The following is a 19,395-nucleotide window of genomic DNA, read 5'->3' as shown; positions in this document are numbered from 1 at the left end:
CTCAGGCGGCGTCGCGGTGGCCATTTCCGGCGCCTGGCACGTCCGGGCCGGATTGGTGGCCGAGCCGCCGCCACCAGGACCGCCTGGCCGCGTGGGTCTGCCGGCCGACGCGGTAGTGCGCCGCGTCCGCGCGCAGGGCGGCCTGCCGGTAGTCGATCTCCGCCTTCAAGGACTCGGGCGTCCACTCCATGACTTGCTCCTCGTGTCGTTTCGCTTCTCTCTGGTGACACGAAGAGTCGTCCTGAGGCGGGGGTGCGGGCATCGGGCGTTCACGTGGGTTGCGGCGCTGGTCCCCTTACCCGCCGCCGTAAGGGGTGGCAGACGGCGGGTAAGGGATGCCTCAGCGGCACGTCAGGGCAGGTCGGACGCCCCTCAGCAGGCGCCTTGGTCGCGCCAGACGCCCCACTCGCCGGTCGTGCCCGGCTCCTCGCCCTGCGTCCACCACTTGGCCTGCCAGCGCTTGCCCCGGTGGGAGACCTCGTTGCCGCCGTTGTAGACCTTGGCGCGGTCCCACGCGGGCACGGTGCAGCTGGGCTGGTCGGTCGTGGTGGTGGTGGTGGTCGTGCTGCTGGTCGGGTCCGTGCCGCCGCCGCCACGCGGGTGGTCGGAGGCGATGGCGTAGGACCGGCCGCCGAACGTGAGCTTGACGTTCGACGGCGACGCGATCGGCAGCTGGTAGCTCAGCGCCACGTCCACCGACGCGCCGGGCGCGAGCGACTGCCAGGTGGGCAGCGTCAGCTCGACGTGCTGGAAGTCGCCCCTCAGGCCGCCGACGTTGCTGCCGGAGTGCCCCTTGGCGGTGACCCGCAGCCCGAAGCCGGACTGGTCGGCCATGCTGCCCGGCGCGCTGGTGCCGTAGTCGAACTCGATCTTCGTGCCGCCCGGCAGGGTGGTGGTCGAGCGGTTGGTCAGCTTCAGCTTGGGCGTGATCGGGTAGTTGCTGTCGCCGAGCGCGAACCCGGAGACGGTGGCGCTCACGTCCAGCACCTGGTTCGGCATGGTGCCGGCGGCCTTGCGCGCCCCGTACGGCGCCGCGCCGCGCAACCCTTCGTTGATCTTGGTGAGCAGGGTGTCGCCGACCGTGTACTGGCCCTTGGCGCTGTCGAAGCGGTAGTCGCCCGCCAGCTCCCAGATCATGATGCCGCCGATGCCCTTGTCCGCCACGTACTTCGCCTTGGCCGCGATGGACTGCTCGTCCTCAGTGGACAGGAAGACCTTCTTGTCCGCGTTCCACAGCCACGGCGAGGTGAGCGTGCTGTCGTAGAACCTGGTGTAGGAGCCGGAGACCCGGTCGGTCGGGTCGTTGGCCGGGTCCAGGCCGTGCTGCGCCAGGTAGTCCGGCGTGATCTCGTTCTCCAGGTTCTTGGCGTGCCACATGGGGTTCACGCCCGACGGCACCTCCGCGCCGCCCGCCGTGGAGTCGTGCCACAGGTTGTCGATGCCGACCGCGCCGTTGCCGCACGGGGTGGTCGAGCCGACGCTCGAACCCGTGCCGGGCGGGCACTTCGCCTGGTCCGGCAGCGCGGCGCGGCCCCACAGCCCGTTCGTGCCGCCGGTGACGCCCTGCCAGCCGCGGCTGTAGAACGGGACGCCGATGTTGATCCGGCCGGCCTGCATCGCGCCGCGGTAGTAGTGGTAGGCCCAGTCGGTGTTCAGGTAGCCCATGCCCTCGTACTGCGGCGCGGTGTAGACGCCGCCGGCGGCCAGCTCGCCGTCCTTGCCGTCGTCGTAAAGCGCGGCGTTCGGGCCGACGAAGTGGTTCCACGACCCGTGCAGGTCGTAGCTCATCACGTTCAGGTAGTCGAGGTAGCGGGTGACCTGGTAGGCCTCCTGCCCGCGCAGCAGCCAGCCGGACGCGGGCACGGCGGCGGTGAGCAGGTAGTGCCTGCCGTCCTGCGCCGAGGCGCGGTCCAGCTTCTCCCGCAGCGTCTTCATGATCTTCTCGTAGCCCGCCCACAGCGTGCCGCGGTTGGCGTTGGAGATCCAGAAGTCGTCCGGGTTGCCCGCGTGGTTGTTCGACGTGGCGTACTCGTAGTCGATGTCGACGCCGTTGAACCCGTACTTGCGGATGAAGTCGACGGCCGAGTCGGCGAACGCGTCCACAGTGGACTGAGGCTGGGCGCCGAGCTTGTAGAACCCGCCGGAGGCGTTGCGCGTGCCGTCGGGGTTGAGGAAGCCGCCGGTCTCCGCCCAGCCGCCGACCGAGATCAGCGTCTTCACGTTCGGGTGCTGCTTCTTGTACTTGTTGAGCAGGTTGAAGTGACCCTTGTACGGCAGCGACGGGTCGAGCTCGACGCCCGGCCAGGTCATGCCGGTGGAGGCGTTGTCCGGGCCGTCGGGGCCGACGGAGACCCGGTTCTGCGCGTCGACGTGCGCGAACGCGTAGTTGAGGTGCGTGACCTTGGTCCACGGGATGTCGGACGCCAGGTAGGCGGGCGTGCCGTTGCGGCCCGTGCGCCAACTGGTGAAGTAGCCGATGACGCGGCGGGAGTGGGCGGCACCCAACGACTCCCGGCCCTCGGTGTCGTAGACGGAGCAGTAGGGCACGGCGACGCCGGGGGTCTGGTAGAGGCCGTCGGGACGGCACTCCTCCCCCGCGGCGGCGGCGCTGGGCGGTGTCGGGGACACGACGGCGACGACGAGTCCGGCCACCGCGGCGAACAACGCCACGAGCGGCGACAACCTGGTTCTCTTGGGCACGACCGGCACACCTCCTGCACGAGGCGGCGGCCACGACGCAGCCACCGAACCGTAAATAGGTCTAGACCTCTCTGTCAATAGGTCCAGACCACCAACCGGAACCGTCGGACGACCACCCACCGTGAGGTCCGCGCACCCCGGATCCCGCTCTCGCCGGGTGACACCCTCTCGGAAGTGGGACGTTCCGCCTCCGGACCGGATTCGCGTGGGACGGTGGCCATCGCCCGATCAAGCGCGGTGCGCACCTCGCCCGCCGTCACCGTCGGAGGACACCGATGCCCTTCCCGCTCACGCCGGACGCCCTCGACACCTGCATGAAGGACGTGTTCGACTACCAGTACCCGGACTTCGCCGCCGCCAACAACCTCGTCGGCGGCGGCGGTTACGAGAACTGGGCGCTCGTGAACTTCCTGCGCTACCTGAAGTACCGCTACGGGGACTTCGACTACCGGCGTGAGTTCCCCGCGCAGCGGACAGGGGGGACGCAGGTGCGGGTGGACCTCGCGTTCAACGCCAACTCGGTCACGCCCGCCACGCCGCTCATCCTGACCGAGTGGAAGTGCAACCCGGACCTCAACGCCCTGGCGACCGGCTGCACCCAGGACGTCCAGAAGTTCGTCGACGTCCTCGGCTTCTACGGCTCGCGGAAGTTCTACCCGCTCCCGCTGGTCTTCGGCATCGGGCCGGACGGACCACCCGTCGCCAACGGCTTCACCAAGTTCGGCTTCGGCAGTGGCTTGGCCCTCTACGCGTCCAGCCCGGCCACCTGGAGCGCCCTCGGCCTCCTCGGCTACACCTGGTACGAGCACCAGCCGCTCCCCGAGCCCGTCGCCCAGGACGGCGCCCCACCCGCCCCGGTGCTGATCGCGAACCACCCGAGCCGACCACGGCCACCGCTGCCCCGTCGCGCGGAAGCGGAAGCGGACCTGGCCGAGCCGGTCTGAGCGGCAGCGGTCAGACGGTCGTGGTGGCCCGGGCGCGCGCCAGGCGTTCCCGGACCTGGTCGGACTCCGGGGTGCCGAGCTCGGTGAACAGCGCCAGCGCCCGCTGCCAGTGCGCCACCGCGCCGGGCAGGCCCTGGCGGTCGAACACCGTGGCCAGCCGGTCGTGCGCCATCGCCTGGTGGTACGGGCTGGCCGCGGCGGAGGCCACCGACAGCGCCGTGCGCGCCGACGTGACGGCCTCACCGCCCTCGCCCGACTCCAGCAGCACCATCGCGAGGTCGGTGTGGCAGGTCGACTCACCGCACTGCTCGCCGACCTCGCGGTACATCGTCACCGCCGCCCGCAGCCACGTCTTGGCCTCGTCGTAGCGGCGGGACGCCAGGTGCAGCAGCCCGAGGTTGTGGTGGGCGTTCGCCTCGGCCCACCGCGAGCCGGCCGCCCGGCTGACCTCCAGCGCCTCCCGGTAGGAGGTCTCCGACTCGTCGACCCGGCCCAGGAACGCGAGCATGTCCGCGACCGCCGTCAGGGCTCTGGCCTGCGCGTTCACGTCGCCGGACGCCCGCGCCACCTCCAACGCCTCGCGATGCCGGGCCAGGGACTCGTCCATCCGCTGGAACTGGGCCAGCGCGATGCCCAGGTTGAACAGCATCACGAACTTCGCCTCGGGGTCACCGAGGGTGGTGGCCGCCTCCAGCGCGGCCTCCGTGGTGCGCAGCCACGTCGTCCGGTCCGCGCGCAGCCAGAGGAACCGCGACAGCGTGTACGGCAGCTGCCAGGCGTGCACCAGCCAGCCCGGGTCCGAGCCCGGGGCGGCGGCCAGCTCGGCGGCGGCGATGATGTTGCCCTGCTCGGCGTCCAGCCAGGCGCTCGCCTCGGCGGAGCCGTGCAGCTTCGGCACCTCCAGCGGCACGTGCTCGGGCGCGACCCGCACGCTGCTGCCGCGCGTCACCGGCAGCCGGCCGTCGGCCAGGTCCGCGCAGTGCAGGTAGAAGTCGAGCATCCGGCTGGTCGCCTCGTGCCGCACGGGCGCGGGCAGTTCGGCGGCCAGCGTCCGCATGTAGACGCGCACCAGGTCGTGCGCCCCGTACCGGCCGGGCTCGTTGACCGACAGCAGGTTGGCCGCCGTCAACGCGTCCAGCGCGCGCTGCGCGTCGCCGACCCGCACCTGCGCCATGGCGGCCACCACGAACGCCGTGACGTCCGGGCCGGGGTGCAGGCCGAGCAGCGCCAGCAGCCGCGCGGGCAGCGGCGACAGCGCCCGGCGTGACGCGTCCAGCGCCGCGCGCACCGTGGAGTCCTCGTCCTCCAGGCCGAGGGCCGCCAGCCGGCCGTGCTCGTCGTCCAGCTCGGCGACCAGCTCGGCCACGCGCAACGTCGGCGCGACGGCGAGGCGGGCCGCCGCGATCCGCAGCGCCAGCGGCAGCCCGTCGCACAGCACGGCCAACCGGCGCAGCGCGGCGGCCTCCGTGCCGTCCCGGCCGGCGACCCGGCTGACCACGGCCACCGACGCGTCCGGGTCCAGCATGTCCAGCTCGACCAGCCGGGCCTCGGCGTGCGCGACCAGCCCGACCAACCGCCGGCGGGACGTGACCAGCACGCACGACGGCGGTCCGGGCAGCAGCGGCAGCAGTTCGGTCGAGCCGCGCGCGTTGTCCAGCATCACCACCATGCGCCGGTCCGCGATGAGCGTGCGGAACAGCGCCGACCGCTCCTCGACGGTGACCGGGATGTCCGCCGACGGCACGCCCAGCGTGCGCAGGAACCGGCTCAGCACCTCGCCCGCGCCCAGCGGCTCCTGGTTCGGGTCGTAGCCGTGCAGGTCGACGTACAGCTGGCCGTCCGGGAAGTCCTCGCGCACGCGTTGCGCCCAGTGCAGGGCGAGCGCGGTCTTGCCCACGCCGGCGGGGCCCGTGACGACGAGGACCAGCCCGCCCTCCGGGTAGGAGGCCAGCAGGCCGTCCAGGCGCTTGAGCTCGTCGTCGCGGCCGATCAGCGACGCCGAGACGCGCGGCAGCTGCGCGGGCGTGATGGCGGGCGAGGACTCGGCGACCGGGCGCACGTCCATCGGCCTGGTCGGGCGCTCGGGCTCGGGGTTCTCCCCCGCCAGCACGGCCTGCTGGAGCTTGCGCAGCTCCGGGCCCGGCTCGACGCCGAGCTCCTCGACCAGCACCCGGCGCGCCTCGCGGTAGACGGCCAGCGCCTCGGCCTGCCGCCCCGCCTGGCACAGCGCGCGCATCAGCAGGCCGTGCCCTCGTTCCCGGAGGGGGTGCTCGCCGACCAGCGTGGTCAGGGACGGCACCAGCTCCGCGCCGCGGCCGATCAGCAGCAGCAGCTCGGCCCGCTCCTCCAGCACCGCGAGCCGGCGTTCGACCAGCCGACCGCGCTCGACCTCGGCGAACAGGCCCGCGACACCGCCGAGCGGCTCGCCGCGCCACAGGCCGAGCGCCTCGTCCAGGGCGGTGGCCGCCGCGATCAGGTCGCCGGAGGCGCGCAGCCGGGCCGCCGACACCACGCCGCGCTCGAACTCGTCCAGGTCGACCTGCTGGGGGTCCACCCGGAGCAGGTAGCCGTCGCCGACCGAGGTCAGCAGCTCGGCCGGGGCGCGGCGGGCGCGGCTGGGCTCCAGCGCGCGGCGCAGCCCGGCCACGTAGGTCTGCACGAGGTTGACCGCGCTGGTCGGCGTGTTGTCGCCCCAGACGGCCTCGATGATCTGGTCGCGGCTGACCGGCGCGTTGCGGGCCAGCAGCAGCACCGCCAGCACGGCACGCTGCTTGGCGGCGCCGAGGTCGACCTCCCCGCCACCGCGCACCGCCCGGAGCAGGCCGAGCACCTCGAACCGCAAGCGCTCGCCGCCGCCGTCTGCCACCGACCGATCCTTCGCCGAAACGTTGAGAACCCCGACCGAGCCTAGGAGATCACTTCAGTCCGGCTCCAGTCGTCCTGTAGCCGCATTCTTACGCTAAGCGTGTCCGATCAACCACACAGGGCGAACCCCGGTGAGCGAGGTTGGACCAGACAGCGGAACATCCGCTGCTCTCCCTGAACGACGAGGGCAGGCCGGCGTGCAAGGGGCATCCAGCCCGCGGCGGCGGAACGCCGGCCCGCCCTCGTCCCCTTCTCCACTGGAGACGGGTCATCCGGTAGGGGATGGCCCATCTCCATTGCCCTCCCCCCAGTCGAAGGGGCCGTGTCCGGGACCGAACCCCCGGGCACGGCCCCTTCGGCGTTGCGCGGCCTCCCGTGACCTCGACCGGCGGCGCCACCGCAGTTCTGCGGGCGCCGCGGTCCTCGAGTTGAGGAAGATCGGGTGATGGCCGGTTCGGGTCGCGCGCGGTGGGTGGTCGGCAGCGCGCTGGTCGGCGGCGCGGCGGCCGGGCCGCTCGGGGAGTCGCCGCCTACTACCGGTCCTTGGCGCTCGGCCGGATGGTGGTGCCGGGCGAGACGGGGGCGGGCAAGACGGCCATGGTGCTGCGGTTTCGGCCACCGGACGATCCAGGCCCTCCTCGCCGCGGTGCCCGAGCACCTGCCCGAAGGCTCGCGCCGGGCCGACGGTCGCGCCGCCCGGTCACCAGCGCGGTGAGGACAGGCTCAGGCGACCTCTTCCAGCTCGCGCGGCTCGCTGCCGGCGTTGGCCGCCTTGCGCCGCTTGCGCAGGAACACCACGACACCGACCACGGCGGCGAGGCCCATCAGGCCCCACATCGCCCCGTTGAACACCGACTCGATGTACTTCGCCGACGCGCCCGCGGCCGAGCCGATGCCGATGTGCAGCGCCGACCAGCTCACCGCGCCGGCGATCGACGCGGGCAGGAAGCGGCGGTACTCCAGCTTCGACGCGCCCGCCGACGCGGGCACCAGGGTCCGCACCACCGGCATGAAGCGGGCGAAGAACACCGCCCACGCGCCACGCCTGCGCAGCAGCGCGCCGGCCTTGTCCCAGTGCTCCTGGCCGAGCTTGCGCACCACCTTGCTGTCCCGCAACCGGTCGCCGTACCGGCGGCCGAGGAAGTAGCCGATGCTGTCACCGGCCACCGCGCACACCGACACGACCAGCCACATGACCAGGAACCGGGGCACGCTGGTGACCGTCGTGGCGGCCAGCAGCAGCGCGCTCTCGCCCGGCGCGATGAAGCCGACGCCCAACGTGCACTCCGCCAACGTCAACGCGCCCGTCACCGCGAGCACGGCGGGCTGCGGCAGACCGGCGAGCCCTTCCAGGGCGTCGGTCAGCAAGGCCATGGTTCATCCCCCTGTGGATCATGACGAGCACTCGGCGTGCAGGCTAAGGGGAGTCCACCGCAACGACGCCGGCGGGCGCATCGGACCGGGGTCTGACCGACCGCCAGACCAAGGTCGTACGGGTGGGTGGCCGAAAGTCGGGGACGCGCCTTAAGGCACGTCCCCGAGGTGAACGGGCCGGTGGGTCACCGGCTGTCGAATGCGCCGCCCTTCGCGCCGACCACGAATCGGGACCACTGCGCGAATCCGAAGCCCAACTCGCCACCGGTCCGGTTCTTCGAATCACGCAGACCGGCGCCGTTCTGGCCGAGCGCGATTTCCACGCACTCCGGACCACCCGCGGACGACCACGTGCTCTTGCGCCACTGGCGTTGCATGGCAGTTCACCTCGGATTCAGGCGAGCTCGCGCGCCACCCGCCCGATCAGCGCGGACGAGGCGGCCGGGTCGAGCGATTCGGCGCTGAGCCGTGCGAACATGTCGGAATACCGGGCGACGTCCGAGGGCTGTTCCCAATAGAAGTCGCCCCTCGGGCTTTCGATGTATACCACGGCCGGATCCGACTGCTCGGGAAACGACAGGATGACGAACGGACCGTCCATCGCAGCGTGACCGCCCGCCTCGAAAGAGGCCACCTGGAGAGTGATGTTCGACAGTTCTCCGACCTCGTTGAGTCGCGCCAGCTGCTCGGCCATCACCTCCGGGCCGCCTACCAACCTCCGCAAGGCTGCCTCGTCCACGACCACGTGCAGGCACAGCGGGTCGTCCTCCAGCAGCAGCGCCTGGCGCGCCTTGCGCAGCTCCACCCGGCGGTCCACCTCGGCCGGCGCGGCGTCCGGCAGCACGGCCCGGATCAACGCCCTGGTGTACGCCTCGGTCTGGAGCAGGCCGGGCACCATGAGGCCCTGGTAGGTGCGCACCCACTCGGCGTCGGCCTCGAACCCGACGTACCGGCCGGGCGCGATGTCGCCGAACTCGTCCCACCACGCCCGGCGCCGCGCGTCACGGGCCAGCTGCACGAGCTCTTCCGACGTGGCCCGGTCGGCGCCGTAGGCCGAGAGCATGTCGCGGACGTCGCGCGGGGTGACGCCGACGCGTCCGGTCTCGATGCGGCTGATCTTGGACGCCGAGCACTCCAGCCGCTCGGCGACGTCCTCGATGGTGAGGTCGGCCGCCTCGCGCAGCCTCCGCAGCTCGCTGACCAGCCGTCGCTTGCGCAGCGTCGGGCTGCTGCCCCGTGGCATCCGGACACCTTTCGTCGACGGCCCCGACCCGGGGGCCGCGGTCCAGTCTGTGCGCGGCCGCGAACGGAGCAAAGTGACGTCATCCATTCGTGTACTGCAACTTGCAGAGGGCCGGACGCGGTAACAGGCTGCGTGCAGCACACCGCCCCCAGGGAAGGAGCGCTGAAGGTGTCCACCACCGTCTTCAGCCAGCTCGACCGGTCCCTCCGAGAACACCTGGCCACGCTGGTCCGCCTCGCGTCGACCGGCGACGACGAGACGGCGGTCGAACTGGCCCGCTGCGAACTGCCCAGGGTGGTGACCGCGATCAAAGGGCTGCTCGACGAGCACACGCCCGACGAGCACGGCCGCTGCCCGACCTGCCGGACCCGCCGCTTCCGCCGCCGCCTGCCCTCGCCCTGCCGGGCGTACCTCGGCGCGCAGCTGGCGCTGACCGTGGGCGGCGACGAGCCGTCCGGCAACCACCGCAAGCACCTGCGCAGCGTCGGCTAGCCCAGCTCGGTCGGGCGACGCGCCTTCCCCGCAGATCGAGCCCCACCAGCGCCGCCCGACCTGATCCGAGCCCGCCGACGGACCGGCCACGCACCCCCGACCGAGGCCGGTCCGCCGACGAGGCTCGGCACGGGGTGGTCGGTCCGGTGAGGGGGCCGACCACCCTGTGTTGGATTGCCGCTGCTCCGCAGGCGGCGGGCGAGGTCGCGGGTCGGTGTGACCGTCAGGTGAGGTGGGGGCGGTGGCAAGGGTGGAGTGCGTGGCGTTGGGGCAGTGGGTGGTGGGGGCGGTGGGGAGGGGGTGGGGAGGGGGTGGCGTGGGGGTTAGGCGTAGACCGGTTGGAGGCCGTCGCGGTCGGGGTCGATCAGGTAGACGCGGGCGGCGGAGATGTCGAAGTACATGCCGACCAGGCGCAGTGATCGGGTGGCCACCGCCTCGCGCACGCTCGGGTAGGCCATGAGGTTGTCCAGTTGTTGCGCCACGTTCGCCACCGACAGCCGTTCCACCACCGGCAGGTCGGACTCGGTGGCGTGGAACCGGATCAGGCTCGGCTCGACCGCCTTCAGCCACGCGTGCAGCTGCGTGCCCGGCCGCGTCGAGCCCTGCACCACCGCCTTCATCGCGCCGCAGTCCGAGTGCCCGCACACCGCGATCGTCTCGACCGCCAGCACCTCCACCGCGTACTCGATCGCCGCGCCCACGGAGTCGTCGCCGTCCAGCGGCACCAGGTTGCCGATGTTGCGCACGCAGAACAGGTCGCCCGGCCCGCTCGTGGTGATCAGGTTGGGCACCACGCGGGAGTCGGCGCACGTGATGAACAGCTGCCGCGGGCGTTGGCCTCGCGCGGCCAGCTCCGCCAGGAACGGGCGGACCAACGGCGCGGTGGTGCGCTCGAACTCGCGCATGCCGCGGATCATCGGGTCGACGTCGGCGCGCGGCCGGGGCAGGGTGACGTGCCGGTGGCGCTGCCAGTGCGACCACGGCGCGAACCACCTCGGCAACGGCGACAGCGGTGTCTTGCGCAGCGCGGGGATGCCCTTCCTGGCCTTGCTGAACCACGTGTCGTGCACCTCGTCCACCTCGACGTGGCCGCCCAGCCGCTCGTAGCCGACGCGCCAGTCGTCGATCGCCTCGTACGCGCCGTGGTCGAGGAAGTCGATGTGCAGCTCCAGCACCACGCGCTGCCCCAGCGGGATGGCGCGCAGCCCGCGCACCAGCCGCCCGGCGCCCAGGAACACCAGCGAGCCGCGGATCGTCACCCGCCAGGCGTCCGGCTCCTCCTCGATCCGCACCGACGAGCGGGTCAGCCGGTACAACGACCGCAGCACCGCCGCCGCGACCCCCAGCAGCACGCCTTCCACCAGCCCGAGCACGAGCACGCCCACCAACGTGACCGCGTACGCGGAGAACTCGCCGTGCCGCCACAACGCCCGCATCCGGCGCACGCTCACCAGCCGCACGCCCACCACGAACAGCACACCCGCCAACGCCGCCAACGGGATCAGCTCGAGCACCCAGCCGAGCGCGAGCACGAACACCGCGATCCACAAGCCGTGCAGCACGGTCGACGCGCGGGTGCGCGCGCCGGCGACCACGTTGGTCGAGCTGCGCGCGATCCCACCGGCGATGGGCAGCCCGCCCAGCGCACCGGCCACCACGTTGGCCGCGCCCTGCGCGATCAGCTCCCGGTCGAGGTCCGCGCGCGGGCCGTCGTGCAGCTTGTCGACGGCCACGGCGGACAGCAGCGACTCGACGCTGGCCACCACGGCCACGGTCAGCACGGCGAACGCGACCGCGCCGAAGCTGCCGGACGGCATCTGCGGCAGCACGACCTGGCCGAACGGGTCGCCGGGCAGGTCGACCCTCGCCACGTCGAGCCCGACCGTGGCCAGCGTCGCGGCCAGCACCGCCACCAGCGGCGCGGGCACGAACCCGGCACGCGGCACGCGCGGCCACAGCAGCAGCGCCAGCACGGCGAGCGCGCCGACCAGCAGGGCCGACCACCCCACGTCGGTGGTGAACACCTTGGCCAGGTTGTCGAACACGGACGTGGCCGCCGAGCCGCCGAGCACGACGGACAGCTGCCCCAGCGCGATGCTCAGGCCGATGCCGGCCAGCATGCCGTGCACCACCGCGGGCGACAGGGACAGCGCGACCCGGCCGAGCCGGCCGAGGCCGAACGCGACCTGCACCGCGCCGGCGGCGAGCGTGATGGCGGCGGTCGCGGCCCAGCCGTACTCGGCGATGACGCCCGCGATGATCACCACCGAGCCGGTCGCGGGTCCGCTGACCTGCACCGGCGTGCCGGACAGCGCGCCGGCCACGATGCCGCCGACGACGGCGGAGATCAGCCCGGCCATCAGCGGCGCGCCGGTCGCGGCGGCGACGCCGAGCGACAGCGGCACGGAGATCAGGAACACCACCAGCGAGGCGGGCAGGTCGTGGCGCAGCACGGCGGCGACACCGCCCGGAGGGCCTGCCGTGGTGTGCTCGCCCGCGTGGGACTTGTTGGGGCGCGGTCGGTTCATGTCCGGTCCTTTCGAGCGCAAGGGGTCCTCGCCCCACGCGGCGCGCGGGGTGTCGTCGATCGCAGAGGGGGTCTAGCGCCGTGCTAAGGGCGGCAGCAGGCGCGGCCAGAAGGCGTCGAGTCGGAACTCGGCCCCGGCGCGGTGGTGAGGGTTCGCCACGGTGGCACCTCCGTGTCGGCACAGGGGAACGTGTCGGCACAGCCCGCGTCGCACAGGTCGCGTCCACACCATGATGACTGAGGAAGTGGGCGGTCTGACAGCGGATCCACCCGGTCGTGTTGATCACGAGCGGGCGTCACGCCTGGTGACGGACCTACCGGCCGACGGCGGCGTAGGCGCGGCCGACCGCGACCGTGCCGCCGCACAGTCCGATGAGGACGGCCGCGACCTGGCCCACGGCGGTGAACTCGGGCACGGCGCCGAACCACTCCGCGCCCGCCAACGGGTACGCGAGGAGCAGCGCCAGCCACGGCACGCGCAGCACCACCGGCCCCAACACGGTGATGCCTCCGGCCGCGGCGCACGCCACGTAACCGGGACCGACGTCGACCACGTCGGTGAGATCGGTCGGGTAGACACCCGAAGAGATGACGAACGCCGTCACGAGCGTCGCGCCGACGTGTCCTATGAGGACCACCGCCACCGCGCGCCACGGCCCCGCCTCGCGCTCCAGCACGCCGAGGCAGACCGCCACGGCGACCAGGGCCAGACCGGTGGCCACCAGGCCGTCGCCCGCGGGGTCGAGCACGAACGCGCTGCCCAGCAACGCGTTGACCGGGTGGTCGTCGAGGTTCGTCGCGTTCGTGCTCAGCGATTCACGCACCTGGGCCGACATCCCGTCGGCGAAGACGAACCGCGTCAGCAGCGCGAGCACCGCCACGGCCGACAGGTAGCCGGCCGTGACGGGGTGGCGGCGGAAGCGTTCACGCACCCGGCCATGATCTCCGCCGGTGGTCTCAGGCGTCCACTTGAGACCTGTCACCCGACCAGAGGGTGTGGAAGCTGCCCTCGCGGTCGGTGCGGCGGTAGGTGTGCGCGCCGAAGAAGTCGCGCAGCCCCTGGATCAGCGACGCGGGCAGCCGCTCGGACCGCAACCCGTCGTAGTACGCCAGCGCGGAGACGAAGCCGGGCGCGGGCACGCCCGCGGTCACCGCCTTCACCACGACGCGCCGCCACGCCGCCTCGGCCGACTTCACGGCGTCGCGGAAGTAGTCGTCCACGAGCAGGGACGCCAGCTCCGGCGCCTTGTCGTAGGCCTCGCGGATGCGGTCGAGGAACCGGGCCCGGATGATGCAGCCGCCGCGCCAGATCGTGGCCATCGCGCCCAGGTCGAGGTCCCAGCCGTACTCGGCGCTCGCCGCCCGCATCTGGTCGAAGCCCTGCGCGTACGCCACGACCTTCGAGGCGTACAGCGCCTGCCGCACGTCCTCGACCAGCGAGCCGTCCGCGTCGCCCGCGACCTCGGCGGGCCCGAACGCCGACCGCACCGCCTGCCGCTGACCCGCCCGCCCCGACAGCGACCGGGCGAACACCGCCTCCGCGATGCCGGTCACCGGCACGCCGAGCTCCAGCGCCTCCTGCACGGTCCAGCGGCCGGTGCCCTTCTGCTCGGCCTCGTCCGCGATCACGTCCACCAGGGCGGCGCCGGTCTCGACGTCCACGTGGCCGAGCACCTCGGCGGTGATCTCGACCAGGTAGGACTCCAGGTCGCCGGTGTTCCAGCCGCGGAACACCTCGGCGACCTCGGCGGGCGCCAGGCCGCCGACCCGGTGCAGCAGGTCGTAGGCCTCGGCGATGAGCTGCATGTCGGCGTACTCGATGCCGTTGTGCACCATCTTCACGAAGTGCCCGGCGCCGTCCGGCCCGACGTGCACGCAGCACGGCACGCCGTCGACCTTGGCCGCGATGTCCTCCAGCACCGGCCCGAGGTGCTGGTAGGACTCCTTCGAACCGCCGGGCATGATCGACGGGCCGTTGAGCGCGCCTTCCTCGCCGCCGGAGATGCCGGTGCCGACGAAGTGCAGCCCGGCCTCCTTCAGCGCGGCCTCGCGGCGGCGGGTGTCGGCGTAGTGGGCGTTGCCGCCGTCGATCACCATGTCGCCGGGCTCCAGCAGGGGCACGAGCTCGTCGATGACGGCGTCGGTGGGGCCGCCCGCCTTGACCATGATGATGATCTGGCGGGGCGTCTGGAGGCTCGCGACGAGCTCCTCCAGCGTCTCGGCGGGCACGAAGTCGCCCTCGTGGCCGTGGTCGGCGATCAGCGCTTTGGTGCGGGCGTGGCTGCGGTTGTGCACGGCGACGCGGTAGCCGTGCCGGGCGAGGTTGCGCGCCAGGTTGCTGCCCATGACGGCGAGCCCGGTGACGGCGATCCGCGCGGGTGCCTCGGAGGTGGTCATCTGCACAGCCTGCCGAAATCCGCGCCCGCGCGCACCTGTGTGACACCCCTCAATGCCCACGGCGCCGAACTCGGCCGACCGCGCTGTAACATCGTGAAACACCAGTGGAACAGGGGGCGCGGATGGCCAGGGCGACGGTGCGGGACGTGGCGCGGGCGACCGGGCTTTCCATCGCCACGGTGTCGCGCGTGCTCAACGGTCAGGCCAACGTCGCCGAGCACACCCGCGAGCTGGTGCTGCGCGCCGTGGCCGGGTTGGGCGCGGAGGCGCCGCGAGCCCGGGGCGCGAAGCCGGCCGGCCCCATCTACGTGCGCTGCCCGTACCTGCTGACCGACTACTTCGGGCTGATCGTCTCCAGCGTCGCCGAGACGTTGGCCCTGCACCACCGCCAGGTCGTGCTGAGCGCGGGCGTGTCGGCGCAGCGGGAAGCCGTGCTGCCCGGATTGGCGGCCCGCGCGGACGTGGGCGGCGCGATCCTGATCCTGCCGCCGGAACCGGCCGAGGAGCTGGTCGGGCTGCGGGACCGCCGGTTCCCGTTCGTGGTGGTCGACCCGCGCACCGAGCTGCCGCGCGACGTGGCGTCGGTGTCGGCGGCGCACTTCTCGGGCGCGCGGCGGCTGATGGCGCACCTGGTGGAGCTGGGCCACCGGAGGATCGGGATCATCGGCGGCCCCGGCGACTGGCTGGCCAGTGACGGCAGGCTCGCCGGGTACGCGGCGGCGTTGTCCGACGTCGGCGTGCTGCCGTCGGCGGAGCTGCTGCGGCACGTGGACGAGCCGACCGAGGAGAACGGCTTCCTGGTCGCCCGCGACCTGCTCGGCCTCGCGGACCGGCCGACGGCGCTGGTCGCGTTCAACGACAAGATGGCCGTCGGCGCGCTGCGGGCGGCCCGCGAACAGGGCCTCGACGTGCCGGGCGACGTGTCCGTCGCCGGGTTCGACGACCTCGACCTCAGCCGTGCCACGCGGCCGGAGCTGACCACCGTGCGGCAGCCGTTGCAGGAAATGGGCCGACTGGCCGTGACCCTGCTGATGCGGTTGCTCGACCGGCACGAGCTGGAGGCGCTGCACGTCGAACTGGCCACGGAACTGGTGGTCAGGGCGTCCACCGGGCACGTGCCGCGCGGCTGACGCCCGGCACCCTTCACGGTCTTTACCGGTATCCACCGGTGGGTATTGCACGACCTTGACACGGGTTCGGCAGCATTGTTTCCTTTCACCTGCGGACAAGTTCCATAAATGTTCCAGTTTGTTACAGACTGCCGACCCCTGCCCACAACGTCGTGAAAGGAGTCCGGGGTGCCCTCTTCCCACCGTCGGGCTTTCGTCAGCGCCGGCATAGCCGTGATCACCGTCGCAGCCGCACTCGCCGCCTCGCAGCCGGCCGCGGCCGCCGGCGAGACGGTCAACGTGTACCTGACCACCACCTCCGACAGCGGCGGCCGGGTCGTCACCCGCGGCCTGGCCCAGCAGCCCTCCATCGCCTTCGGTTCCAACGGCGGCAGCGCGACCCACACCATCACCGTCAACGAGGGCACGACCTACCAGCAGTTCGAGGGCGGCGGAGCGTCGATCACCGACACCACCGCCTACCTGCTGCGCGGCGGTCCCGTCTCGGCGGCCACCCGGGACGCGGTGATGCGCAAGCTGTTCCACCCGGTCGACGGCATCGGCCTGTCGTTCGTGCGCAACCCGATCGGCGCGTCGGACCTGTCCCGGCCGGGCCACGTCTCGCTCGACGACACGTGCTGCGACCTCGACGACTGGGGCGCGAACGGCTACGACACCAACGTGCGGCTGCTGACGCAGCAGGCCAAGCAGCTCAACCCGCAGCTGCGGGTCAAGGGCGTGCCGTGGAGCGCGCCGGGCTGGATGAAGGACAACGGCCGCATGGACCAGATGGGCTGGCTCAAGTGGGAGTACGCGCCGATGTACGCGCAGTACTTCGTGAAGTACGTGCAGAGCTACCAGGCCGCGGGCATCCCGGTCGACTACGTGTCGGTGCAGAACGAGCCGAACTGCTGCCAGGCGTCCAACCCGACCGCGATGAACTACCCCGGCATGAGCTGGAACCCGGCGGGCCTGGTCGAGTTCACCAAGAACAACCTCTACCCGGCGTTCCGCGCGGCGGGCATCAACACCAAGGTGCTGGTGCACGACTGGAACTACGGCGACTACGCCAACTTCGGCTCCGGCGTCCTCAACGACGCGGGCGTGCGCAACGACCCGCTGTTCGGCGGCATCGCGTGGCACGGCTACTTCGGCGACCCGGCGGTCGGCACTCAGGTGCGCAACCAGTACCCGAACGTCAAGCAGTTCAGCACCGAGCACTCCGGCGGCACGTGGATCTCGAACCAGCACAACGAGGACATGGCCGACATCGTCAACTACGCCCGCAACTACAGCTCCAGCCTGGTGAAGTGGAGCCTGGCGCTGAACCAGAACATGGGCCCGCACAACGGCGGCTGCGGCACGTGCACCGGCCTGATCACCGTGCAGGAGGGCGGGTCGCGCGCCGGTCAGGTCGACTACACCGTCGAGTACTACACGACGGGTCACCTGACGAAGTTCGTCCGGCCGGGCGCGTACCGGATCGACTCGACCGCCAACGGCACGGTGCAGAACGTGGCCTACCGCAACCCGGACGGCTCCAAGGCCCTGATCGCGCACAACGGCGGCACGTCGTCCCAGTCCATCCGGGTGAACTGGGGCAACCAGTCGTTCACCTACACCCTGCCCGCCCGCACCTCGGCGACGTTCACCTGGCAGGGCACGCCGGGCTCCGGCAACCCCGGCGGCAGCGGCGGCGCGATCACCGGCCTGGCGGGCAAGTGCGTCGACGTGGCGGGCGCGAGCAGCGCGGACGGCGCGGCCGTCCAGCTCTACACGTGCAACGGCACGGCGGCGCAGCAGTGGTCGCGGCCCGGTGACGGCACGCTGCGCGCGCTGGGCAAGTGCCTGGACATCAAGGACCGCGGCACCGCCGACGGCGCGCAGTTGCAGCTGTGGAGCTGCGCGGGCGGCGCGAACCAGCAGTGGACCTACACCTCCGGCCGCGACCTGGTGAACCCGGCGACCGGCAAGTGCGTGGACGTCACCGGCAACACCAGCGCCGACGGCACCAGGCTCCAGATCTGGACCTGCACGGGCGCGGCCAACCAGAAGTGGACCATCGCCTGACCGCTGCCGCCTGACCGCTGCCGCCTGACCGCTGTCGTCCGAACAACCGCCGTCGCCCGATCACGGTCACGGCCGGTGTCGCCGACCGCTGTCGTCCGATCGCGGTCTCCGACCGCTGCGGGATCCCGCTCCACCGGGGCGGGCCACCGCTGACAGCCGGCCGCGACGGGGCGAGAGTCGGGGGAATGACCCGATTACTCGTGCTCGTCGCGGCCGTGTTCGCGGCCTCCCTGACCGCACCGGCGGCGGCACAGGCCTCGTGGACGCTGACCACCGCGCAGCGGCAGGCCTACCTGAACCACTACGCACCGGTCATCCTCAAGCGGGGTGACGAGAACGACGGCAAGCAGGGCCGCGACTGGCTCGCGAACTTCGACTTCGACCGGGACGGCGTCTACGCCACCAACCGCGCGAGCTGGAAGCTCGTCCCCCAGTACGTCGCCAACGCCGCCGGCTACGACCGTTGGCGGATCCGGCCCACCCTCTACACCGCGCTGCTGGAGTTCACCGAGAACGGCAGCAAGTCGTTGGTGCTGCTGTACCACGTGTACAACGCGGCCGACAAGGACGGCGACGAGATCCACGACTGGGAACGCGTGGAGATCGTGGTGCGCGGGGTGACCGGCACGCCGGGCGGCGCGGGCGAGTCGTTCGGCAACGCCACCGTGACGCACCACAAGGACCACGTCATGCGGCGGTCCTACGACTCCGACGTGAACTTCCTCCAGACGCCCACCGGCAAGCACTTGCTGCTGTGGCAGGCGGACGAGAGCGACTTCGACCTGCCGAGCGCCGGGCCGCACGCCCACGAGCTGCGGTTCGTCACCGACACGTGGGCCGTCATCTCCGGTCGCATGGCGGCGGCCGGCAACGCCGAGGTGCGCATCTCCGGCGCGGACGACCGGCGCAACGTGCACTACGCGTTCGTGCCGGAGGGCGCCGCTGGTGCGGTGGCGGCGTTCGGCGCGGTGCCGCTGACCTGGGCCAACGCCTCCGCGCAGGCCAGCCGGGTCGACAACGGCACCAAGGTGACGTGGCCGCGGGTCAAGCGGCTGACCTACGAGTTGCAGGACCTGGCCGACATCGTGCCCACGCACTGGTCGCAGTCGGCGTGGCAGCGGCACTGGCTGGCGACCGACGTGGTGGACGTCCGGTTCGAGACGCCCGCGCTGGGCATCGGCACGGGAGTGCAGCGGTTCTACAACCAGTCCCGCGACGACGCCGCGTCGGACCTCACCGACGGCCGCGAGGGCTACCTGTCGAAGGCGTGGTTCTTCGGCGCGTACTCGGCGGAGCTGGACGAGGACACGCCGTCCGGGTCCGACGACTTCGGCGGGTTCGCGGGCACCGGCCTGGACAGCTCGGGCCGCAGCCGAGGCGCGGTGAGCGGCGACCTGGCGTCGCACGGAGCGTACTGGCGGCAGCACGAGTACTTCGTGCACTCGGGCGGGATCGACGACAGCACGAGCCGCGAGGTGGGCGTGTGGTTGCCGCCGGGCTGGCACCTGGCCGCGAACGGCGGCTTCGACGGCCGGTGGCAGCCGCTGTTCGACGACCGGCCCGCCGCCTGAGGGGTACCGGGGGGGGGGGGGGGGGGGGGGGGGGGGGGGGGGGGGGGGGGGGGGGGGGGGGGGGGGGGGGGGGGGGAGAGGAGGGGGGGGGGGGGGGGGGTGG

At 72.3% G+C, this 19,395-nt stretch carries 14 protein-coding genes; 5 read left to right on the top strand and 9 right to left on the bottom strand.

Going from position 1 to position 19,395, the window contains the following annotated elements:
• Position 1: 1 nt before the first annotated feature.
• Entirely contained in the window at positions 2-190 is a 189-nt protein-coding gene (locus ACZ7GX_RS42030) for a hypothetical protein (RefSeq protein ID WP_498785813.1), read from the bottom strand.
• 182 nt (positions 191-372) lie between these two features.
• Positions 373-2,700, bottom strand: coding sequence for a chitinase C-terminal domain-containing protein (locus ACZ7GX_RS42025; RefSeq protein ID WP_498785811.1), 2,328 nt, complete (start codon positions 2,698-2,700; stop codon positions 373-375).
• 275 nt (positions 2,701-2,975) lie between these two features.
• Here ACZ7GX_RS42025 and ACZ7GX_RS42020 point away from each other — a divergent pair, with 275 nt between their 5' ends.
• Positions 2,976-3,644: a hypothetical protein gene (locus tag ACZ7GX_RS42020; protein WP_498785809.1), complete on the top strand. Its 669-nt coding sequence runs from the start codon at positions 2,976-2,978 to the stop codon at positions 3,642-3,644.
• A 10-nt stretch (positions 3,645-3,654) separates the two neighbouring features.
• Here the strand turns inward: ACZ7GX_RS42020 and ACZ7GX_RS42015 are convergent, their stop codons facing one another.
• From ACZ7GX_RS42015 to ACZ7GX_RS42000, 4 genes are all read right to left on the bottom strand, one after another.
• Entirely contained in the window at positions 3,655-6,510 is a 2,856-nt protein-coding gene (locus ACZ7GX_RS42015) for an AfsR/SARP family transcriptional regulator (protein WP_498785807.1), read from the bottom strand.
• Positions 6,511-7,232: 722 nt separating this feature from the next.
• Positions 7,233-7,883: a DedA family protein gene (locus ACZ7GX_RS42010; protein WP_498785805.1), complete on the bottom strand. Its 651-nt coding sequence runs from the start codon at positions 7,881-7,883 to the stop codon at positions 7,233-7,235.
• 185 nt (positions 7,884-8,068) lie between these two features.
• The gene (locus ACZ7GX_RS42005) at positions 8,069-8,260 is read right to left on the bottom strand and encodes a DUF397 domain-containing protein (RefSeq protein ID WP_498785803.1); all 192 of its coding nucleotides are present in this window, start codon (positions 8,258-8,260) and stop codon (positions 8,069-8,071) included.
• Positions 8,261-8,277: 17 nt separating this feature from the next.
• Positions 8,278-9,126, bottom strand: a complete 849-nt coding sequence (locus ACZ7GX_RS42000; protein ID WP_498785801.1) for a helix-turn-helix domain-containing protein — start codon at positions 9,124-9,126, stop codon at positions 8,278-8,280.
• Between the two features lie 168 nt (positions 9,127-9,294).
• Between ACZ7GX_RS42000 and ACZ7GX_RS41995 the strand changes: the two genes are divergently transcribed.
• A complete protein-coding gene (locus ACZ7GX_RS41995; protein WP_498785798.1) occupies positions 9,295-9,618 on the top strand; it encodes a hypothetical protein in 324 nt (107 codons plus the stop codon).
• Between the two features lie 323 nt (positions 9,619-9,941).
• Here the strand turns inward: ACZ7GX_RS41995 and ACZ7GX_RS41990 are convergent, their stop codons facing one another.
• The 3 genes from ACZ7GX_RS41990 to gnd all read right to left on the bottom strand — a co-directional run bounded on the left by ACZ7GX_RS41990 (position 9,942) and on the right by gnd (position 14,542).
• Positions 9,942-12,146: a SulP family inorganic anion transporter gene (locus ACZ7GX_RS41990; protein ID WP_498785795.1), complete on the bottom strand. Its 2,205-nt coding sequence runs from the start codon at positions 12,144-12,146 to the stop codon at positions 9,942-9,944.
• A gap of 313 nt (positions 12,147-12,459) precedes the next feature.
• Positions 12,460-13,077 (bottom strand): rhomboid-like protein, encoded by a 618-nt coding sequence (locus tag ACZ7GX_RS41985; protein WP_498785792.1) that lies wholly within the window; start codon positions 13,075-13,077, stop codon positions 12,460-12,462.
• A gap of 25 nt (positions 13,078-13,102) precedes the next feature.
• Positions 13,103-14,542, bottom strand: coding sequence for an NADP-dependent phosphogluconate dehydrogenase (gene gnd / locus ACZ7GX_RS41980; protein WP_498785789.1), 1,440 nt, complete (start codon positions 14,540-14,542; stop codon positions 13,103-13,105).
• 122 nt (positions 14,543-14,664) lie between these two features.
• Here gnd and ACZ7GX_RS41975 point away from each other — a divergent pair, with 122 nt between their 5' ends.
• From ACZ7GX_RS41975 to ACZ7GX_RS41965, 3 genes are all read left to right on the top strand, one after another.
• Entirely contained in the window at positions 14,665-15,672 is a 1,008-nt protein-coding gene (locus ACZ7GX_RS41975; protein WP_498785787.1) for a LacI family DNA-binding transcriptional regulator, read from the top strand.
• A gap of 168 nt (positions 15,673-15,840) precedes the next feature.
• Entirely contained in the window at positions 15,841-17,721 is a 1,881-nt protein-coding gene (locus ACZ7GX_RS41970; protein WP_498785785.1) for a ricin-type beta-trefoil lectin domain protein, read from the top strand.
• Positions 17,722-17,906: 185 nt separating this feature from the next.
• On the top strand, positions 17,907-19,292 hold the full coding sequence (locus tag ACZ7GX_RS41965) for a hypothetical protein (RefSeq protein ID WP_498785783.1): 1,386 nt from the start codon (positions 17,907-17,909) through the stop codon (positions 19,290-19,292).
• Positions 19,293-19,395 lie beyond the last annotated feature (103 nt).

Source organism: Actinosynnema sp. NPDC037264 (assembly GCF_055603705.1).
This window is presented reverse-complemented; position numbering and strand designations above follow the sequence as displayed.